This window comes from Paenibacillus sp. yr247 (assembly GCF_900103825.1).
Taxonomy (GTDB): domain Bacteria; phylum Bacillota; class Bacilli; order Paenibacillales; family NBRC-103111; genus Paenibacillus_E.
The window spans coordinates 1-20,211 of record NZ_FNIF01000044.1 but is presented as its reverse complement, the minus strand read 5'-3'; the positions used below and the strand labels follow the sequence as shown (position 1 = coordinate 20,211).

Here is a 20,211-nt window from a genome sequence, read left to right as displayed (position 1 = left end):
CTCAACAAATGGCCTAAAAGAAGCTCGACCCCAATCATTATGCCTAAACCACCCCATGCTGCCGCTAAGCCCATCAATGGAAACCTTAGAAAACGTATGGTATTAGCCATTTTGAAGATGGGTGTAGCAAATGAGGAAAGAGCAGAGAGAGAAACAATGATAATTAATACATTGCTCGTGAGAGAGGCTTGCACGGCTGCTTCCCCGAGTACGATACCGCCTACAATCCCCAACGTTTGTCCGACTTTGGTTGGCAATCTGGCGCCAGCTTCACGTAATAGTTCCACGGTTAATTCTAAGAGCAATACTTCAATAATCGGCGCAAAGGGAACGTTCGCTCTAGATTCGATAATCGGGCTTAGAAGAGATTGCGGTATGACGGAATAATGAAAGGTTAACACGGCAACATAGAAGGGAGATGCAAGAATAGAGAAGGCAACTCCCAAATACCTTATGCACCGAAAGAAAGAACCCATAACCCATGGCAGATAATAATCTTCGGGTGAGGCGAAAAAATCAAACACGGTGATAGGTCCGGATATGAAATAAGGAGACCCACTGCTTAATATGACCACTTGGCCGTTCATAAGACTAAATTTTGCCCTGTCTACACGTTCCGAAGACATAAATAAAGGGAAAGGTGAATTTGCGTTATCCGTTATGATTTGGTCAAGAATAGAACTATCAAATAACACGTCACTATCAGAATCTACTATTCTTTGTCTTACTGTATTTACATGCTGGGGGTTGCAAACACCGTCCACATAAACAATCGTTACTCTTGTTTGTGAAAGTGAACCTACGATGTACTCCTCAAATCGTAAATTCTCTGAAATAAGCTCTTTTCGAAGTAAATTTAGGTTGGTATCGATATCTTCGACAAAGCCGACTTTCGGGCCAATGACGCTGTATTCGTTATCCGCTTCATTATTACTCCGATAGCCGCGTTTTAGATCCACAATATTGATTAATAGCCCTTCATTTAAATCAGCTTCCAGCTGAACATAAATGAAGCCTCTAATCAAACTTTGTAAAACCTCGTCCACATTTGATGATAACTTGATATTCTCCAGCGGAATCAAATTTTTTAACGCAAGAAGATGATTAATTTCTGCTTCTGAGATTTGAATCCGGTGCAATAATTCGTGGTGAATAAGTTCCTGGTCTACTATGGCTTTGCAATATGTAAAGTGAATCCGTTTACCGTGGATAGTATGCACAGATTGCACAAAATCATTCGATTTGATGGTATCTTTCAAAACCGTGTATATATTTTCTGGAATTGGAAACACACCTCTCGCTAATATCTTCACCTTATTATGAGCCAAAATATGGAATACTATACCCATTCAATGTATGAGCATGAGTGTCAGGGTCTTCCATTTCATTAGGGAGAGCACCATTTGACTTTTAAAAAACTGATAATCCGAACAAATATAGAGTAAAAGACATGGGGTTCCTTTGGAAGGAAACAGTTGGTAAGATGCTTTCCGAGAACAGATCAATACTATCCATTTCCAAAGAATTAGGGTCTGCTGGAGAGACAATTTTCAAATTAAATATTTGGTTACCAGCCGCTCTAGAAAACTAATAGATATTAATACTGATAAGGTTGAGTTTTTGGAGTTTATGAATAGCCTAAAAAAAGGGAGATCAGGAAGCGAAATTAATAGGTTATTCGGTTTTTCAAAGTATAATAGATTAATGAAGGCTGATAGAGAATGGATGGAGAGCCATTATCCTAAACTTTTCGGTTGACAAGAACAATGTTCGAATCAAATCCGCATAAATCGCGGGCTATTTAGTTATCGGATCAAGTTCTTGTCAATTGGCAATGTCAAGATCTTGATCCGATTGCCGATTTGTGACAAGAACACTGTCCGATTACCGACTTGAAAAATTGAACTAGCGCAGCTACCGAGTGTCAAGAACATTATCACTTTCACGAGTTAGGTGCATTCAGTATTTAAATTGAATACAAAAAGGGGTTGGCTCCTCTTTTGTTTATTAAGTAACGGGCAACGTACTGAACACATGCTTCCGCGGGGCGCTTAGTTTAATGCACATAAACAAGTACTGATGCCCTAAGGTTTTTCTTATACGATAAAGTTTTACGAAGTGTCCAAACATCGTTTGAATGTTCTTCATATAACAAAAGAGAACAGATATTTAGTGACCTGAGGTGATGACATGCATGGTCTACTGGAATAACAAGCTAGGCAAATACCGTGCTATGCTGACCAATGAGGAGCTGGCTCGCCACCTGCCGCCGACGAAACTTGCCACGAAAGTAAACATACACGGGATGTTGGAGAAATATCACACACTCTATCTAAAGCCGAACCACGGAACTGGGGGCATGGGTATATTTAAACTTTCTCAGCATGGTAACTACTATCGCCTGCAGAACGGTACGCATAGCCGAACATTCACAACCTTCGATGGGGCGTATGCCGCTTTCGCGAAGGCAAAGGTGAAGAAAATCTACCTTGTTCAAAAGGGCATCCCTCTGCTCCATTATCAGAAACGGCCGTTCGATTTACGCATCATGGTTCAGCGTAGCCCTCAGCGCAAGTGGGAAGTAACGGGGATCGTGGGACGCTTAGCTCGACCTCATAAAGTCGTGACCAACTACCACAGCGGCGGCATGCCGATGCAGGTCGATGAGTTGCTGGCGCCCTTTGTGCCCCGTGCGAAGCAGGCTCCCTATATTAATCTGCTGAATACACTAGGCCTTCGGATAAGCAGACATATGAGCAGCATTTTTCCACGGTTTCTGGCGTATGGGGTGGATATAGGAATAGATAAAGAGCTTAAGCCTTGGATCATAGAAGTCAATACGATGCCGGATAAATACATTTTTAATGCCCTTGCCGATAAGCGGATGTTTCGCAAAATCATGCGGTATGCGGAGCTCACCAAAAACAAGCGGATGATGGAGAAACGATAGTTCAATATCAGAAGTGCTGCAAAGTGTTGCAGCACTTTGTTGTGTCTTTAACTCACGTCCGTTTTACCTTGTGGTCAGCTCCCTTGTGTGTCGTTGCCTTGTGTGTCGTTTTCTTGTGTGTCGTTGCCTTGTGTGACGTTACCTTGTGTGACGTTTTCTTGTGTGACGTTACCTTGTGTGACGTTACCGTCGCATCGTTACCTTCGTCGTCGGTTCCTTCATCAACAGGATTGCGATCCAAGAATTCTTCCAATCCCATCTCTTTTACTTTCTCAATTAATTCTTTGATTTGATCCTCTTCCATAAAAAAGATTCACCTCCTAAAGTTTTTTCCTTAAATATCATTCAAGGTACTGATAGTTTATGTATATTTGATGTTCGTTGTTCTGGGTTTCTATTTATTTTGGTATCACTTCCATCTGCTTGCTCATATAATACTAGACAAAAATAATAGAAGGAATGATGTTATGCAGCATCATACTATCCCGAAATATAATATTATGATTGGGCACGAAGGGCTTGAAAAATTGCAAAGTAACATATGGAACGAGGAACCCGTTCCGTCAAAACTGGAAGTCGGTAATGATTCTTATGACATAGGCATTACCTATCGTGGGAATCACATACGAAAATTCCGCAAAAAATCATATCGAATGGAGTTTGGGGAATACAATGACTATTTTGAAGCGCGAGAAGTTCACTTGAATGCTGAATATTGCGATCCTTCTTTGATTCGAAACAAATTAGCTCTGGACTTTTTTCAAATTCTCGGAATCCTGTCCCCTAAAAGCAAACATGTCTTCATCGAAATTAATGGAAACCCTATGGGCATATATTTACAGCTTGAATCTGTTGATGATCTTTTTTTATGCAAGCGTCAATTAGAAGAAGGTGCCATTTATTATGCAGATGATTACCATGCCAACTTTTCTTTACTAACTCCTTAAAAAGAGCTGAAAAAATCCCTTCAATCCGGATATATGCGCAAGGTTGGAAACGTGGAAGACAATCTTCATCTAGAAAAACTTATTAAAATTGTCAATGCTACTCCTCGAAGCTGCTTTGGTGAAGAAATCATAAAGTATATTGATGTTAATAAATATCTGTTGTGGTTATGTGGAGTGGTCTGTACTCAGAATTGTGACGGTTTTATTCACAATTATGCTCTTCATCGTAATGGAAAAACGAGATTATATGAAATGATTCCATGGGATTATGATGCCACATGGGGAAGAAATGTCTACGGAGGTATTATGGAATACGATTATGTCCCTATTGAAGGTTATAATACACTTTCTGCACGTCTTCTTGATGTTAAAGAATACCGCAATCAATATCGGCTTATACTTGAGCAGACTCTGGAGACCACGTTTACGGTGGCAGCTTTGGAGCCGAAAATAAGAGATCTATACAGTTATTTAACGCCCTATGTATTCTTAGATCCACACAAAAAAAATTTGATCGATAATTTTGATCTAGAACCCGAATTTATCTTACGTTTCGTTGCCGATCGCAGTCGCTATCTGCGAAATCATTTAAAGGATCTATTATAACTTTTAATAATATACGAATCTCCTAAGTCTTTCGCCGTTTCTATCTGATTATTAATAAATATTATATAGTATCATAAAAATCCCATTTTGATAGATCATTAATATTGAGCGAGGTGTTGCTATGAGGATAATATATATAAAAGATACTGGAAAATATGGTCGCGGGATTTATGCTGCCTGTGACATAAAAAAAGGTGAATTTATTGAAGAAGCACCCTTAATTGTCATACCAAAAGACGAGTGGAAGCAGATGAGAAAGTCCATACTCTCAAATTACGTCTTCCAATGGGGAGAGCATAAAGCCATAGCTTTAGGATACGGTTCCCTTTATAATCACTCGTACACTCCAAATGCGAGATATCATACAAATGTGGATAATTGCACTATTCTCTTTTACGCGTTTTCAGATATAAAAACAGGGGACGAAATCACTGTAAATTATAATGGCGACCCCTATGACAATTCTCCTCTATGGTTTGATGTAATTGACTGACTATCTCAAGAGTTACAGAACATCAGCAAATGTCTGGGCTCTTTTTATTTTATTCACACCATTCATTTTAACAACTCAGCAAAATGGTTGTGAAATCAAGCAACTCTCTCAGTAAATTCTACGGATCAAAACTACTGAAAATAGCATTCCTTATTCAAAATGGTAGAATTATAATTAAAAATATTCCTTATAAAAGAGGAAAGGATCGTCTCGCACACAACATGAAAAAATGTGCTTGAGTTTATCCACAAAACACCTGCTTTTGTGAACAAGCAGCTAACAACTGGCATTTAACCCCGATCCGATCTTAAATTTCGGTAACAGGGCAGCATTAGAACTATGGGAGATGAACTGGGAGACGTTCACAAACACCCCGTCGAGATTAACCGCAGAACCGATGGAACGCGAGGAACGAGCTGCCTTCCTGAAGGCCATCAGCGAAAATGGCTATGTTGACAATTACACAGGTGTTCGGATTTCCAACACCGGCCGGAGATTTTACATCATGCAGGCGACAGAGTGGAATCTTACAGATGAAAACTATAATTATTCATGGGCAAGCAGCTACATTCCGAGAGCATCGTCTTATTTGAATATCGGTTTTGGAAGGTTTGTAGCCTATTCTAACTACGGTTAATATTCACAATGGGGGATGTATGGGATGTATGGGATGTATGGGATGTATGGGATATGTGATGCCGTGAGCGGCATGGTTGGCTAAGGGAACGATAGTTGAGGGGCCTTGCTTTGCTGCGACCCCTTTATCATGTGTTGAAGTAACGGGCAGTATAGGGAGGAGCTGCTTTGTAGTGGCTTCTTTTTGAGTTTTCACTGTAGTAAGGACAATAGAGTTGAATAATAAAAACTTAAATTTGTAAAATAGTGTTTACAGGAGGTTGAATTATTAATGTGTAATCAAGTAATTTATTCGAACCTGATGGAGCTAGTACAAATAATCCCATAAAAAAATGAGCAATCAGCAATTAATTGAGTTAAAGCCAGTTGTAAAAAAACTTATACCAAATTGTGTGTTTCATATGATCTATCTATCCCTATCAAATATTATCGTTCCACATAGATTAATACTATAGGATTTCTACTTTTCATCAAAGAGAAGGAGTTTTTAATATGAGTTCTTTATCCTTTAAGTCTGCAAAGAATTTCAAGGTAGGGGATGATCCGGAGGCCATTGTTGCCGCTGATTTTAACGGAGACGGATTTATTGACCTGGCCGTCGCCAACAGCGGTTCCGATAATGTCTCCATCCTCTTGGGAAAAGGTGATGGAACCTTCAAAAAGTCCAAGAACTTCAAAGTGCTCAAGCACCCGGATGCCATCGCTGCCGCTGACTTTAACCTTGACGGAAGAGTCGATCTGGCCGTGGCAAACCGCGGTACGGACAATGTCACGATCCTACTGGGCAATGGTGACGGAACCTTCCAAAACGCGGGCAACTACAATGTGTGCAAATACCCGGCTGCTATTGTTGCTGCAGATTTTAACGGAGACGCATTCCCAGACCTGGCTGTTGCAAACCAAGGTTCGAACAATGTCTCCATTCTGCTGGGCAACGGAAACGGAACCTTTCAAGCGGCGGTCGACTACTTGGTAAGCAAGCACCCGGCTGCTATCACTGCAGCAGATTTTAACGGAGACGTATTCCCGGACTTGGCTGTTGCAAACCGCGGTTCGGACAATGTTTCCATTCTGCTGGGCAACGGAAACGGAACCTTTCAAGCGGCGGTCGACTACTTGGTGCGTGAGCACCCGGCTGCTATCACTGCTGCAGATTTTAATGGAGACGGATTCATCGATCTGGCCGTCGCAAACCGATGCTCCGATAATGTCTCGATCTTGCTGGGCAACGGAAACGGAACTTTCCAAAATGAGATCAGCTTCAAAGTTCGTGAACGCCCGGATGCCATTACGCATGCCGACTTCAACGGTGACGGTAAAATCGACCTGGCCGTGGCAAACCGCGGTTCTGATAATGTCTCGATCTTGCAGGGTAAAGGTAACGGTACTTTTAAAAAGGCTAATAACTTCAAAGTGGGGGATAAACCTTCCGGCATTATTGCCGCCGATTTCAACGGTGACGGAAAACTCGATCTGGCCGTCTCAAACCGTGGTTCCGATAATGTCTCCATTCTATTAAACAACTCATAATTGTAGAACAAAAACGGCTGCCTGCACGATAAGGAAGGGGAGTTGTTTTTTCGTTGTTATGCTATGATTACATCAGCTAGAGAAATAACCCCATATGAATAACCTTGAGACGAGGTCGAGATCAGATGAGTCCTTTCCGCAAGCCGTGGCGAATGTCAACGACGATAGGGGGTGGAAGGGAAAATCATGTACCAGATACCTTACAACGAATCGACGACCAATTACAGTAATATTTCCCGGCTGGTTCTTGTTGCTGCCTTGATCGTGATTGTCGTTTTCGTTCGTTCTTATTAATTTTGAAACGAGCCTAAAAGGGGTAGTAATTTGTCGAAACTTACTGAATTAACGCCAGGAATGAAGAGTGAATACGCTAATGTTTGTGTCACCGTCTTGTCCGGCGACACAAACATTAGCGTTTAATCGTTTTACGACATAACAATAACGTATAATCATGATGACATTAGGAGATTAATCCGTGGCAGTCCCTTGCTTGTATTCTAGAGGATCGATCGGCAGCTGTTTTAAACTATTTGGTGCTATAAGAATTGATAACTATAGTTGAGGGGCTTGCTTCGCCGGCATCTCCTCTTTGTTTATTGAAGTAACGGGCAGATTAACGTAGTAAAATCCTAAACCTAAACCTAGCTTCTTGGTGCCCATAGCATAATGGACACGCCTACAATACAAATAGAGGCTCCCAGCCAATCATACATATCTGGTGTCTTCTTATCGACAAACCAACCCCATAGTACAGCGAGAACAATAAATACACCGCCATAAGCAGCGTAGACTCTCCCGAACGATGGGAAGCTTTGTAGCGTTGGAATGATACCATATAAAATAAGAATTATGCCGCCAACAACGCCATACCAAAGGGGCTTTGATTCCCGTAGCCAGAGCCAAACCAAATACCCCCCGCCAATTTCTGCAAGACCGGCAAGCAAAAAAATAAATATTGACCTCAACATTACTGTTTTCCCTTTCTAACACGAACCGTTATTTTCTATCTTCTCTAAACATTCCGACCAAGTAAGGTATTTGCAGATCAAGCCGTTATCAAGAATCTGTATCATCGAATTGATCAGTTGCTTCCGCTGCTCAAGTTCATTCCGTTTTTGTTTTGCCATCTGTGCCCAACGCTTGGACAGTGAATCGCCGGCTTCAAATCCCTATTACAAAACAGTGATTTCCTGTATGCTAAAACCGGTCTGCTGAGCGATTTGCTCCGGAGCAGGAAGCAACCCAACGGATTCTTGATACCGCAGTGTCGATGCGTTCAATTCTGTCCTTGCCGCGAGCTGCCCAATTTAGAAAGGCGCGGTTTGCATAAGACATCAGCGTGGATTGTCCTTCGTTCGGACCGTTGAGATTCGCCCAATTTCAATATCCGATCGAAATGTTTTTTCCGCCATTCTGATTCCCGGAGCTGTCATTACCCGGTTTATATAAAAAAAAGAAAACCAAGAGCAGAGAAACTCTGCTTCTGGATTTCTTGTACAGGCATCTACGTCTGCTAAGGCACCATAAGGGCTCTCTCAATACGCTTACAAGGTTAGCTGTCGGAGTATCCTACCTGCGTTTGCGATGCAAACGTACGGATTCACCCCGTGAAACCAAAATTGATTGGTTTAGATTGGTTCCCCTGTTTCCTAGTACGGGAATTCAGCGATTTAACTGCAATATGCGTTTGTCAAGAAAGATCATACTCTGAACCTGCAGTAAAGTAAAATCGTGATCAGCTGTTTAATCCGGTTATTCGGATATTAACATTAATTAAAGCGGATAAATCAACAAAAATCTTATATTATCTATCTGAGCATTTTGTATAATTCCATTTTTGACTTAAAAATTGATGCTATGTTAAACCATTTGAAGGGACTGAATAGCCTTGCCGATGCCTTGGCGTTCAGGGGATATCGAGGAGGTAAGAGCAAGTGAATGCCGGACGTAAGGCTAACGCCACCAATGAAAAACGCTCGACGACTCCAAAATACCCTCTATCTAGCAGCTAAGGATAACCCAATGCGCAAGTTTCATGCTCTGTACGACAAAGTATTTCGGAAAGACGTTCTGTGGGAAGCATGGACTCGAGAGACCGTCCCCAGTGAATCTGATAGAAATACCGAACCGGATGGGACGTCCGTTAGGTATCCCAACGATCCGGGACCGGACTGTGCAGATGGCAGAGAAGATCCGCGAAAAACGTGTAAACGATAGTAACACTGATCTGCAGAGAGGTAGATCGAGAAGTATCAGAAAGTAAGCGCTATTCTTGTTAGAAAAGATCGAAAAACGGCAAAAAGTCCATATATCGGTTGCTTTACAAAGATTTCGCTAAAGCGTAAGATAAGATTCATGATTCAAAAATAAAGTTTCCAAGTTCTTAAATGCTTAATTTCCGTTATGGAAAACGGGGGAACCAAAACATGATGCCGCATTTGGTGTGAGAACCGAATGAGGGATCATCGGGGTGAATCCTTAGGACATGCCGCCATGTCCCAAGGTAGGGCGTCTCTCACAGCCCGAATCCGTCAGCTAACCTCGTAAGCGCATGTGAAGAGAGGGATGATGAAACTATGTGTTCGTAAATTGACCACAGAGTGACATGTGCACCTGTGGTTTTTTATTGTCCAAAAAGAATATAGATCGCTTATTTCGTTTTATCCTCGAAACGTATATTTTTGCTGTGCCAAAAAAACAGCTAAGATAAACCTCTTCCTTGGCTTCTTTTTTACCTTGCTTAGGAGGGTATTGAAAAAAATTCTTCGAAAAAGAGCAATAGGAGTCGCAGAGAATGTGGTCCAATGATTATGTATCGATTTTATTGTTCGTCTTGTCCTTTCTTGTCTTATGGGGATTTTTGATTTTTAGCGAGAAAGCGTAAGGAGGGTCTCCATGATTGCTATTGGGATCATAGCGGTTGCATTAGTATTGTATCTCGGATTTGTCTTAGTAAAGCCTGAAAAATTTTGAATGAACTTTTTTTGGAACAAGATGAGGGGGATTTCCTGCGATGGGTATGGGATTGTTACAGGTAGCCATTACACTGGTTATCATTTTGCTGCTCGTAAGGCCGGTTGGTCGCTATATGGTGAAGGTATTCGATAACGAGAAGACCGGACTGGACCGTGTGTTCGGACCATTCGAACGAATTGCTTATCGATTCATGGGAGTTCGTGAAAACGAGACAATGGGCTGGAAGAAGTACCTGGCAGCCATGCTGATGGTTAACTTTATTATAATGCTGCTCCTGTATGCGGTATTCCGGCTTCAAAAGTTTTTGCCGCTCAATCCGGACGGCATTGACAATATGCCGGCTGCACAGTCGTTTAATACGGCTGTTGCTTTTACTACGAATGCGGAATGGCAATCGTACAGCGGGGAAAACGGACTGTCTTACTTCTCCCAGCTGATTGCCGTTACATTCCCGATGTTTACGTCCGCGGCAACTGGCTTCGCCGTTGCAATAGCATTTATTAGGGGTCTGATCGGAAGACAAGACAACCTTGGCAACTTTTATGTGGACATGATTCGCAGCATTACGCGCATCTTCCTTCCGCTTAGCTTTATCGTAGCTTTGTTCTTGGTATTCCAAGGCGTTCCACAGACCTTTAAAGGCGCTATCGACGCTACCACTTTGGAAGGCGGCACGCAAATCATTACCAGAGGTTTGGTGGCTTCACTCGAATCCATCAAGCATCTAGGGACGAACGGCGGGGGATGGTTCGGCACGAACGCGGCGCATCCATTCGAGAATCCGACACCGTTATCTAACTTCATTCACATGATTTGCATGATGCTGCTGCCGACCGCTCTGGTATATGCTTTCGGGCTCATGATCAAGAACAAGAAGCAGGGCTGGACTGTATTTGCGGCTATGGGCATCATTTTCCTGGTCATACTCGCCACCGTTTTCGCAGCTGAATTCCGGGGAGTTCCTGCACTGGATGCAATGGGCGTTCATGGCAATATGGAAGGCAAAGAAGTCCGTTTCGGAATATCCGGATCCGCATTATTCACGGCGGAGACAATGACAACGAATACGGGTTCCGTGAACAATATGCATGAATCTTTAACGCCGATGAGCGGCTTCGTCGCCTTTGCCGGAATGATGTTGAATAACGTGTTTGGCGCTAAGGGTGTCGGTTTGTTAAACGGAATATTGTATCTGATTCTATCCGTATTCTTTTGCGGTCTCATGGTAGGCCGTACGCCGGAATTTTTAGGCAAAAAAATCACGGGTAAAGAAGTGAAGCTGGCCTCGATCGCGCTGCTGGTTCATCCGCTCATTATTTTAGTACCGACAGCTTGGGCTCTCCTTCGTCCGGAAGCGATCAACTCGATCTCAAATAGTGGATTGCATGGTTTGTCCGAAGTGCTTTATGCATTCACTTCCGCCGCATCCAATAACGGCTCGGCGTTCGCCGGATTAAATGCGAACACCAACTTCTATAACTTGGGCATCGGACTGGTTATGCTGTTCGGCCGATATGTTTCCATCATCGCCATGCTTGCTATCGCGGGATCTTTGGCTACCAAGCGCGTGGTTCCGGCTACTTCAGGAACGCTTAGGACGAACACTCCTCTATTCACGGGAATCTTGATCATGATCATTCTCGTCATCGGAGCGCTTACGTTCTTCCCGGCACTAGCACTGGGACCTATTGCTGAACATCTGGCAATGCCGCACTGAGTTTAGCGGAACATTTAAGGGAGGATCTATATGGCAATAGAACGCAAGAAAACTTTAACCCAGGACATCGTGTCGCAAGCATTGGACGATGTCTTTAAGAAATTAAACCCGCGTGTGAAGATCAAAAATGTCGGCGATCGGTATTGCGGGGATGGACCGGGTAACTCAATTCGATGTCCGTGGGGAATTATGTAGTAATTTACTAAGCTAACGGAAAAACGATAGTTCAATCAGTAGTGTTTTTTGCCAAGTCAAAATGTAATTGTAAATGAACAAAAGATATATTTTTAACTTTATCATTGTATATAAAACATCTGTTGCTGTTGAGCTTGATATAATCTGATTAAGTTCATTTGTTACATCAATAGATTTTTGGTTGCCATTTTGATTCATTTTGTATCACCTCCAATTCTTTGTTATTCGTATGTCAATTTTATCAAAATAAAAAGACTGCATTCAATGATTGATCATTATGGAGTTGGGTGGTAGTAAAACGACTTTCTTCCAAAAACAAAGGTAAGGCTGGTGCAACCAGTCAAAAAGGATTAATTTCCCATAAGTGATACCCATATTGGGTGCGACAGTCTGTGATGCACCGAGATGGTTGGAGTCATACTAACGGTTGGGCTCTAAGGGCACCATAGTTTATAGACTTTCTTCTCCCAGCCATAGTAGAAGTATTGACAGATTTTATCCATTTTCATCCTCTGTGGTGCAGCGCTGATCTTTCGCTGCATGTATGGCTAACGAGAAACAAGAGCTTAATAAAAGACAAGAAAAGGCAACCGGTGGATCGGTTGCCTTTTCTGAACTACAAGGGCAGAGTGTTCTCAACTCACGAGCGCGATGCCATCACCAAGGAGCTTAACACAGAACTAAGTACTGTCAGTTTTGAGAACATTAGTGTGATTCCACCTAAATATTATTATTATATTATGATTGTTGGATCGGGGGGGCGTTTACCAGAGCAGACATCTTTTCCTTCTTTAAAGCCGTAAGCCAAGCGGAGCGTTGGCTATGTATTTCGTATAAAATTGGAATCGCCAGTAGGCTGATGACGGTTGAGCTGATCATGCCGCACACCACGACGATTCCAAGCGATTGCGAGACGACGGTGTCGCTGCCGCTAGAAAAGCATAGTGGAAGAAGAGTCAATATGGTTGTCCCCGCGGTTATCAGCACCGGGCGCACTCTCGATGCCGTGCCCTGGACGATCGCTTTCCGTGGATGAATCCCGCTGGCCAAGAGTCGTTCGATCTTATCAACAAGTACGATTCCGTTCGTTGCCGCAATTCCTGATAGCATCAACAATCCAACGAGTGAGGCGAGATTCCACTCTCCCCCTGAAGCGAGCATTCCGATAATTGAGCCCGTAAAAGCTAGCGGAATGCATGAAAATACAGTTAGCGGTGCTCTCCAGCCTTTAAATACGATGCTCAGAATGAACAGTACGAGTAATGCGGAAACAGACAAAGCAATGCCCATTTGAATGATCATCTGATCTACTTGAGCGGAAACCCCATTGATCGAGTATCGGACTCCGGAGGGTAACTTCAATTGGGCGAGCGCATCGTTTACTTGTCCGGAAACTTTTCCCACATCTCTAGAAGTAATGTTGGCCGTTACAACTGAGAAGGGGCGTCCTTCGCGTTCACGAATGACGGTCGCTCCTTTTGCAGGGCTGAGGGATGCGACTTCGTCCAGTCGAATGTCCCGACCATTTTTCCCTCTAAAGGTTTCTTTCCCGAGCAGCGTAAGGATTTCTGTTTGTGGTTCCGTCATGGCGGAGGATGAGCTTCCGACCTTCGCAAACTTATCGGTATGAATGTCAACCGGTATCGTTTCCTGATTTCCAGTCGTCACCTCGATCCTTGTTCCTTCGGACAAATATTCCCGTACCCGCTTATAAATTTCCTCCGGCTGGACCCCAGCTTGTGCAATAACTCCCCGGTTCACCGATAGTATGAAACGGGGGAGACCCTCCTTGTCATCGGCGGTGCCCGCCACACTGAGTCCTTGAATGGACTGCAGCTTGCTTCTGATGATTTTAGCCGTTTGGTCGAGAGTTGCAGCATCCACCCCGTTGAGGTCAACCTTCAGCTGCGAATCATCACCGGAGATATTTTGGTTCGTTATTGTACATATCGCGCTGCCCGAGATGCTCGTAAGCTGCTTCTCCAGAGCTGCCGTTACGATGTTGATATCAGCGCTCTTCTTGATCGATACGGCAATATTGGCGACATTATCGCTCTGGATCCAACCGCCGCCGGCATCGAACACATCGTCAAACTGAGGGGTAAAGGAAGAACCAAGCACTGAAGAGAAAGTCGTAATGTCCGGGTCGGAATTTAACGCTTGTTCCATCCGTTTGACGGTTGCATCCACTTGCGTCATCACTGTTCCTGCAGGAAACTCCAATTGAACGTTGATTTGCCCGGATCGATTGGCAGGCAAAAAATTGACCGGCAGTAGAAACGCTCCCGTACCCGCAATGAGAAGCATCACACTAAAAGCAACAATGATTCTACCTTTTCTCTGAAAAGCCCAGTTTAACAGTTCTTGTGCGACAGGTTCGATGGAAATTGCCGGTTTGTTTAGCCGACCTCTATACCATAAATGATAGAGTACCGGCACAACGAAAATTGCAACTAACAATGAGGTAAGGAGTGAAATGACAAACGACCATGCAAATCCAGAAAAAGCGGAGCTGATCATACCCCCGACGATAGCTATCGGAATAAAGACGGCAACGGTTGTCGCTGTGGAGGACACAATTGCCGGCATCATTTCCATAACCGCTTTAGCCAGAAGAGGGGGACTCACGTTTGCCTGAGTTTCATGTGCCTTTCGGTACATGTTGTCAAGAACGACGACCGTATCGTCAATAGCCCTTCCCATGGCCACGATCAGACCGGAAACGGTCAGTATGTTTAGACTGATGCCCATTGTATGTAAAAACCCTGTTGTTGCCATAAGGCAAATAGGCAGCGAAAGAGCAATTAGCACGGTGGAGCGAATATTTCTGAAGAAGAAAAAAACGCAAACCATGGACAGCAGGCATCCCAACAGCCCTTCCTTTAACAAACCGTATAACGAGGATTGTATCTGCTCGCCTTGATCGAATAGCACGGTAAGCTTCAAATCATCTTGTTGCAAGCCAGGGAGTTGTTGGATTCGGCTTCGGACCTGCTCCGATATGTTGGTAATATCGGCTGATGGAGTTTTCAGTAGATCGAAGAAAACGCTTGGGGCTCCATCGGTACGGGATATCGTTTGCAAGTCAACCATTGATTCAGAAAGTTCTGCTATATCGGAGAGTTTGGCGGTATGTCCGTCCGCTCCTCGGATAGGGAGTTGATTCAGATCCTGCTTATTTATTTTCCAGTCAGCAGCTTGAAGAAGGATAGAGACTTGATTGCTAGTTATTTTCCCCTGTACCCAAAGCGGACGAATGTCGGCGAGAGATTGTTTAACATCATCTAAAGTCAATCCGTTCTTATTAAGATCCGACATTCGGATCGACAAGACATATCCGTTTCTTGCTGCTCCGGTTACATGAACGTCGGTTATTCCGGGTAATCTCTTTAGTTCATCAGTTACTTGTACCTGTACCTTGGTGCGCAGCGTAGCTTCGTCCACATGTCCTGACGGACTGGTCAAGCTTAGCCTCATCATCGGGAACGAGCTCGTTCTTACTCTAGTAACAGACGGCATCTCCACGCCTCGCGGTAATGAAAGATGATCCAATGCCTGAATCGCATCGCTCTCCGCGCGGCTCATATCGAAATTGACGGGAAAGTATAAGCTAATCACCAGTCCGCCGTCAAAAGAGTTAGTTTCCAAAGCGTCAAGACTATTCAGCTTTCGGAGCGAAGCTTCTATTGGCGCCAAGATGGTAGCTTTGATTTGATCGGCTTGGTAGTCCTGTGCGTGAAGCGAAACGATTAGTGTAGGATTATTGATCGGTGGCAAGTAGTCCCGCTGCATCCGGTAAGCCGATATTCCACCCCAGACTATAAGGATGACAATGGAAGTGATGAGGAGAATCGATCGTTTCATGGTCGCTTCAATAAGTCTGTTCATCTGTGAATCTACACTCCTTGCCATACAAGTTTACGATAAAAGAGCCGCTCATGCCCCTAAGCTCAAAAACCGGGGGCATAGGCGGCAGCCCATTTACTTTATTGAACTATTAATTTTGTGCAGGAGACGGGACTTTGCTTTCCGGTTACTTGGCAACTTCGTCAGGTGTCAGAACCTTTTGCTCTCCAGGATACGGTTGATCATAACCCTTTGTGGCGTACCAGATTACATGATTCAGCATATTTGCATTCGTTTTATCCGGACCCGCATTTTCGCCGCTAAAGTTACCCTTATTCTTATCAGACCAATCCATCCATAGTTTCGCAAGATCGTTTGTTTCCGGGTTTGAACCGGACGCTGTTGGCGGATTCGACGGCGTCGTTGTTATTGGAACTGCCGGCGCAGTGGATCCAGGCTGTCCATTTAAGGTGTCAAGGGCGATACGATTCGGCACATAGTCATACGGCGTAAAGTCCGGCTCGTTGGTAAAGAGCTCACTCATCGGCGCTGCAGCTGCATCGTTCTGATTCATCGGCGGAAGCCCCAGAATTTGCTCGATAGTTCTAACCATATTAATGACTGTCCAATAATGGCTGTCTGTTACACCTTTTTTGATCCATGGACTGATTAGGTTTGCAGGCGCGCGATGACCGTCTACATGGTCCAGGCCGTTTTGCGCGTCGTCTTCCGTAATGACGATAAGAGAGTCCTTCCAGTATGGACTGTGAGAAATGAGTTCAACGATTTTACCGACAGCAAGGTCATTATCCGCAACCTGTGCTTGCGGTGTTGGGAAATTCGTAGAAGTTCCAGCGGTGTGATCGTTCATGACCCACATCTGCACGAGTTGAGGCAAGTTTTTATTATTCACATACTCGTCGAATTTCTGCTTGAAGATTTCATAACGATACTGATCCGGAATTGACGAGTCAAACGTAGGGAAGGGTTTGTAAGTAATCGGATCGAGGGAAGGAATATCGGTTTTGGCTTCGTAATGTCCGATTGGCACATGGAGATTTCCTTGCTTTTGTCCAGATAAGATTAAGTAATCATTGTACCAATCCGTCCAGTTTCCGGCCTTCTCCGGACCAGTGAATGAATTAGTGTCTTCTCCGAAATTAACGACCGATACGTTATGTTTGAGCGCATTATCCCAAATATGACCGGTTGATGCGTAAGCCAGAGAGTCACCTGCACCTCCCGGGTAGCTGCGAACGTTGCCAGTATCCGTTTCTTTATCCTCATAGTCATTATTCGTTGCCTGCATAACCCATTGATGCCCGCTTGCCGACTGAATACCGGAAATGTAGAAGTTGTCTAAAAGCGGGAACTCGGTTGCCAGTTTATGCAAGTTAGGAGTCACATTCTCACCGAATTGGGTCAAAGCTGGCTCCGAATTGCCTCTGCCGATGTCACCGAGTACTTGGTCATAAGTGCGGTTCTCTTTAATGATATAGAAGATGTGTTTAATCGGCGACGGTTCCCCGATCCTCTCAGGCATTGCTGCTAATTCTGCATGTTTGCGAGGCTTGGCATTCCGGTCAAGTGCGTTAAACCAGTTGTTATTGGCGTACACTTCTTCTGTTCCTTTAACCAGGTCTTTGACAGAAGGGAATGGGATCATGGATATTGAGCCCTGCTGCGCATAAGAGGAGTGACCTGTCACCTTGATTCCCTGGATGGTTAAGTCGCGATTCGGCCCGAGCGAACCGACTCCATCCGCGTTAGCGACAAGGAGACGATTACTTGAATCTGTCGCTATATCAACCGGAAACCATGCGGTCGGTATAAGTCCTGCAAGGCGGGGCGCCGATTTAGGACCTTTCCAGTCGTATACGGCCAGAGCATTGTTGCGTCCCAAACTAACAGCTAACTGATGATCATTGATCATCTTGACGGCGTTCGGGGCGGAACCGAGCGGCGCTTTTGGATAAGGCTCGATATTAATCGTCTGTACCACATCATCGGACTTCGCATCAATGACCGATACCGTGTCGCTGTTTGTATTAGCTACGAAAACATACTGACCATATGCGGTCATTCGAGCCGGTTGCAGGCCGACTGTAACCGTTTTCCTAATGGACTTGGTTGAAAGATCGACCACCGACACGGTACCAGAAGCAGAACTTCCAGTCGGCTCGGCAACAATGGCGGTATCGGAGGAGTTCACAGTGAAATCTCCAGGCTCGGCTTTCTTGCCGCCCACGTTCGACACGTATGCAGTGCTGCCGTTTACAATAACGCTCGTCGGAGAGTTGCCGACGGGGATTCGGTCAGTAAGCTGATTCGTCTGCAGATCAATCACACCAAGGCTATTGTCACGATTCAGGGCGACAAGAAGGGTTTTCCCGTCCGGCCCCGGCACGATGTCTTGGGGATTTATATTTCCGCCCACTGTAGCTAAAGGAAGATTGATCGTATTTTTCACTGTTGGAGTACCGTCTTCAGCCACTGACATAACAACAATCTTTCCTGTTGAGCCTGAAGAGCCAGTAGCGTAAAGTTGGCTCCCGTCAGCAGAGTAAGCCAATCCCCACATATGGCTCAGTTTCAAGGAGAAGTTCGTTGTTACCAGATTTCCAGTATTTAGATCAACGATGTTGATGCCATTTCCGCCATAATTGTTACGGCCAATTAAAACTGCAGCGGTCTTTCCGTCAGGACGGGGTTTAACAGACAGGGGATTCCCTCCGAACTCTACCTGCTGCCCTGCAGGTGTGACGAATTGGTTGACAGGTGTTAATACCTTGTTACCGGATTGACGTCCGACAAGACTGGATTCAAAAGGATTCTCTCCCCAGGCGTAAGCACTGCTCGCGCCGGCGATTACGGATCCTAATGAAATCAAGGCAAACACGTTTTTCTTACTGATCTTACTCCATGGTTTTTTCAACTCGTACATCCTCCTAATCACTATCTTTCTCTCAGTTACATCCAATATTTTACTCCTCAATGATCAGTGGATTGTAAGACGGATATGTTATTCCTTTGAATTGGAAAATTCCTACTATTTTACTTATATTTTGGGCCTTGACTTCGGATTGAGGATGTCACATTTTGGATTATCCTTGATTTATGATAGCATCCATGGGATATATTGGATTTAAGTGAAAAATGACGGGGTATATTCGACAAAATATGAAATTGCGTGAAAAAGACGCATAGGCGGATAGTCATGCATCCTTTACATTTTTTTAGATAAATAAACACTAAATATTTAAAATATTCACTAACAGAATTAATACATCATGCTAATAACCATGGCTCCGCATAGTAAAAAAAAGGCTATGGTAAGAAATCATTGTTATAAATCTGATTAATGATTCAAGAATAAACATACTTGCAATTAAATAGCCGTGCGCCTAATCAAGGTCAACGGACAGCTTGGCTTTGAGCTATGCAGCCCCTTTGAACCTTTCCCGACCGTCGTTAGCCTGGCGTTTAGAGACGACCGCGTTCAGCAGATTTATCTCATGCGCAATCCGGATAAGCTGCGGCATTTAAATTTGGGATGAGGGTAATTTGAGTTTTATCATATGACGAAAGAAATTTTCATAAAGTATTTAATGTCCAACAGCATTATTTTACTTGTAGGAAGTTCTTGAAATTTTATAAAGAAGTATTAAATAGTTAAATTGAACCAAGTTATCGTGGTCAGTACAATAGGTGATATCAGGCTATTTTATCAGTAGAAAGCAAGGAGAAATATATTTGAGAAACATACTCAACTTACTGGTTACATTTCTTGTTTTTTGGTCTGGGAGTCATTATTTCAATCAGTATATATCCATATCGGATACAAAAACATTGATACTTGCAACAGTGCTTATGTTTATTATCAGTTTCATTTACGGTTTATTATTAACAGTTTCAATGATTTCCATTGTAATTGGGATTGGTTGTTTAACTACTCCATTGTTAGTCTTAGCTTCACTTGTGTTGACACCAATAAAGTTATGGCTTCTTGATAAGTATTTAACCGGATTTGAAGTTCATGGATTTTGGACATATGTGATTCTTACCATTATATTGAGCATCTTTACTGTAAAAGTAAAAAGCAAAACGAATAAAGGATAAAAGGAGAATGATAGTTAAATGCAATTTGACATAACTACGTTAACGAGAAACAATAGTGAAGGAGCTTACCTCGTGAAGTGACCCCAAAAAGTTAGACAGTATATAGTTAGGCTGTCTTTAGCGCATGAGTTCGGTACTGTACCGGGCTCATGCCTTTTAGTTTTGCCTTTATTCGTTTGTGGTTGTAATAGTGGAT

Annotated in this window: 18 protein-coding genes, 1 pseudogene and 2 riboswitches; of the genes and pseudogenes, 10 read left to right on the top strand and 9 right to left on the bottom strand. The window is 43.6% G+C overall.

All coding sequences use genetic code 11. The annotated features are described in order from the left end of the window. Positions 1 to 1,349: spore germination protein (locus BLT91_RS29130; protein WP_090827626.1), on the bottom strand; the 1,349-nt coding region annotated here is incomplete at its 3' end. An 845-nt stretch (positions 1,350 to 2,194) separates the two neighbouring features. Between BLT91_RS29130 and BLT91_RS29125 the strand changes: the two genes are divergently transcribed. Next, entirely contained in the window at positions 2,195 to 2,950 is a 756-nt protein-coding gene (locus BLT91_RS29125; RefSeq protein WP_175532587.1) for a YheC/YheD family protein, read from the top strand. A 52-nt stretch (positions 2,951 to 3,002) separates the two neighbouring features. On the opposite strand, the gene BLT91_RS32145 is transcribed toward BLT91_RS29125, so the two are convergent. Next, a complete protein-coding gene (locus BLT91_RS32145; RefSeq protein ID WP_090827622.1) occupies positions 3,003 to 3,254 on the bottom strand; it encodes a hypothetical protein in 252 nt (83 codons plus the stop codon). Between the two features lie 163 nt (positions 3,255 to 3,417). Between BLT91_RS32145 and BLT91_RS29115 the strand changes: the two are divergent. The 4 genes and pseudogenes from BLT91_RS29115 (at position 3,418) to BLT91_RS29100 (ending at position 7,162) form a co-directional block, all read left to right on the top strand. Next, positions 3,418 to 4,503 (top strand): annotated as a pseudogene (locus BLT91_RS29115) (CotH kinase family protein). 121 nt (positions 4,504 to 4,624) lie between these two features. Beyond that, entirely contained in the window at positions 4,625 to 4,996 is a 372-nt protein-coding gene (locus BLT91_RS29110; protein ID WP_090827620.1) for an SET domain-containing protein, read from the top strand. Positions 4,997 to 5,342: 346 nt separating this feature from the next. Continuing rightward, positions 5,343 to 5,633, top strand: a complete 291-nt coding sequence (locus BLT91_RS29105) for an MEKHLA domain-containing protein (RefSeq protein ID WP_254777192.1) — start codon at positions 5,343 to 5,345, stop codon at positions 5,631 to 5,633. Positions 5,634 to 6,124: 491 nt separating this feature from the next. Continuing rightward, positions 6,125 to 7,162 (top strand): FG-GAP repeat domain-containing protein, encoded by a 1,038-nt coding sequence (locus BLT91_RS29100; RefSeq protein WP_090827618.1) that lies wholly within the window; start codon positions 6,125 to 6,127, stop codon positions 7,160 to 7,162. A gap of 641 nt (positions 7,163 to 7,803) precedes the next feature. On the opposite strand, the gene BLT91_RS29095 is transcribed toward BLT91_RS29100, so the two are convergent. The 3 genes from BLT91_RS29095 to BLT91_RS33715 are packed head-to-tail and all read right to left on the bottom strand — an operon-like array spanning position 7,804 to position 8,469. Then, positions 7,804 to 8,130: a YnfA family protein gene (locus BLT91_RS29095; protein WP_090827615.1), complete on the bottom strand. Its 327-nt coding sequence runs from the start codon at positions 8,128 to 8,130 to the stop codon at positions 7,804 to 7,806. Between the two features lie 15 nt (positions 8,131 to 8,145). Beyond that, positions 8,146 to 8,289 (bottom strand): hypothetical protein, encoded by a 144-nt coding sequence (locus BLT91_RS33280; RefSeq protein ID WP_254777191.1) that lies wholly within the window; start codon positions 8,287 to 8,289, stop codon positions 8,146 to 8,148. Between the two features lie 45 nt (positions 8,290 to 8,334). Continuing rightward, positions 8,335 to 8,469, bottom strand: a complete 135-nt coding sequence (locus BLT91_RS33715) for a MerR family transcriptional regulator (protein ID WP_302847572.1) — start codon at positions 8,467 to 8,469, stop codon at positions 8,335 to 8,337. A 218-nt stretch (positions 8,470 to 8,687) separates the two neighbouring features. Next, positions 8,688 to 8,840, bottom strand: a riboswitch (cyclic di-AMP (ydaO/yuaA leader). Positions 8,841 to 9,127: 287 nt separating this feature from the next. Between BLT91_RS33715 and BLT91_RS29085 the strand changes: the two genes are divergently transcribed. The 4 genes from BLT91_RS29085 (at position 9,128) to BLT91_RS32140 (ending at position 12,050) form a co-directional block, all read left to right on the top strand. After that, positions 9,128 to 9,379: a hypothetical protein gene (locus BLT91_RS29085; protein WP_217635296.1), complete on the top strand. Its 252-nt coding sequence runs from the start codon at positions 9,128 to 9,130 to the stop codon at positions 9,377 to 9,379. A 161-nt stretch (positions 9,380 to 9,540) separates the two neighbouring features. Next, positions 9,541 to 9,727, top strand: a riboswitch (cyclic di-AMP (ydaO/yuaA leader). 330 nt (positions 9,728 to 10,057) lie between these two features. Further along, entirely contained in the window at positions 10,058 to 10,135 is a 78-nt protein-coding gene (locus BLT91_RS34095; RefSeq protein WP_090827630.1) for a potassium-transporting ATPase subunit F, read from the top strand. A gap of 46 nt (positions 10,136 to 10,181) precedes the next feature. Further along, on the top strand, positions 10,182 to 11,855 hold the full coding sequence (kdpA, locus tag BLT91_RS29075) for a potassium-transporting ATPase subunit KdpA (RefSeq protein WP_090827628.1): 1,674 nt from the start codon (positions 10,182 to 10,184) through the stop codon (positions 11,853 to 11,855). Positions 11,856 to 11,885: 30 nt separating this feature from the next. After that, positions 11,886 to 12,050, top strand: a complete 165-nt coding sequence (locus tag BLT91_RS32140) for a hypothetical protein (protein ID WP_175532586.1) — start codon at positions 11,886 to 11,888, stop codon at positions 12,048 to 12,050. A 12-nt stretch (positions 12,051 to 12,062) separates the two neighbouring features. On the opposite strand, the gene BLT91_RS29070 is transcribed toward BLT91_RS32140, so the two are convergent. From BLT91_RS29070 to BLT91_RS29060, 3 genes are all read right to left on the bottom strand, one after another. After that, positions 12,063 to 12,248 (bottom strand): hypothetical protein, encoded by a 186-nt coding sequence (locus BLT91_RS29070; RefSeq protein ID WP_090827611.1) that lies wholly within the window; start codon positions 12,246 to 12,248, stop codon positions 12,063 to 12,065. 540 nt (positions 12,249 to 12,788) lie between these two features. Beyond that, positions 12,789 to 15,938 carry an efflux RND transporter permease subunit gene (locus tag BLT91_RS29065; protein WP_090827609.1) on the bottom strand — a complete coding sequence of 1,050 codons (3,150 nt, stop codon included), beginning with the start codon at positions 15,936 to 15,938 and terminating at the stop codon, positions 12,789 to 12,791. Positions 15,939 to 16,083: 145 nt separating this feature from the next. Continuing rightward, positions 16,084 to 18,831: a bifunctional YncE family protein/alkaline phosphatase family protein gene (locus tag BLT91_RS29060; RefSeq protein ID WP_254777190.1), complete on the bottom strand. Its 2,748-nt coding sequence runs from the start codon at positions 18,829 to 18,831 to the stop codon at positions 16,084 to 16,086. A 773-nt stretch (positions 18,832 to 19,604) separates the two neighbouring features. Here BLT91_RS29060 and BLT91_RS34090 point away from each other — a divergent pair. Beyond that, positions 19,605 to 20,015, top strand: a complete 411-nt coding sequence (locus tag BLT91_RS34090; protein ID WP_090827605.1) for a phage holin family protein — start codon at positions 19,605 to 19,607, stop codon at positions 20,013 to 20,015. A gap of 106 nt (positions 20,016 to 20,121) precedes the next feature. Here BLT91_RS34090 and BLT91_RS29050 read toward each other — a convergent pair. Beyond that, on the bottom strand, positions 20,122 to 20,211 hold a 90-nt coding region (locus BLT91_RS29050), incomplete at its 5' end, for an IS3 family transposase (protein WP_141225025.1).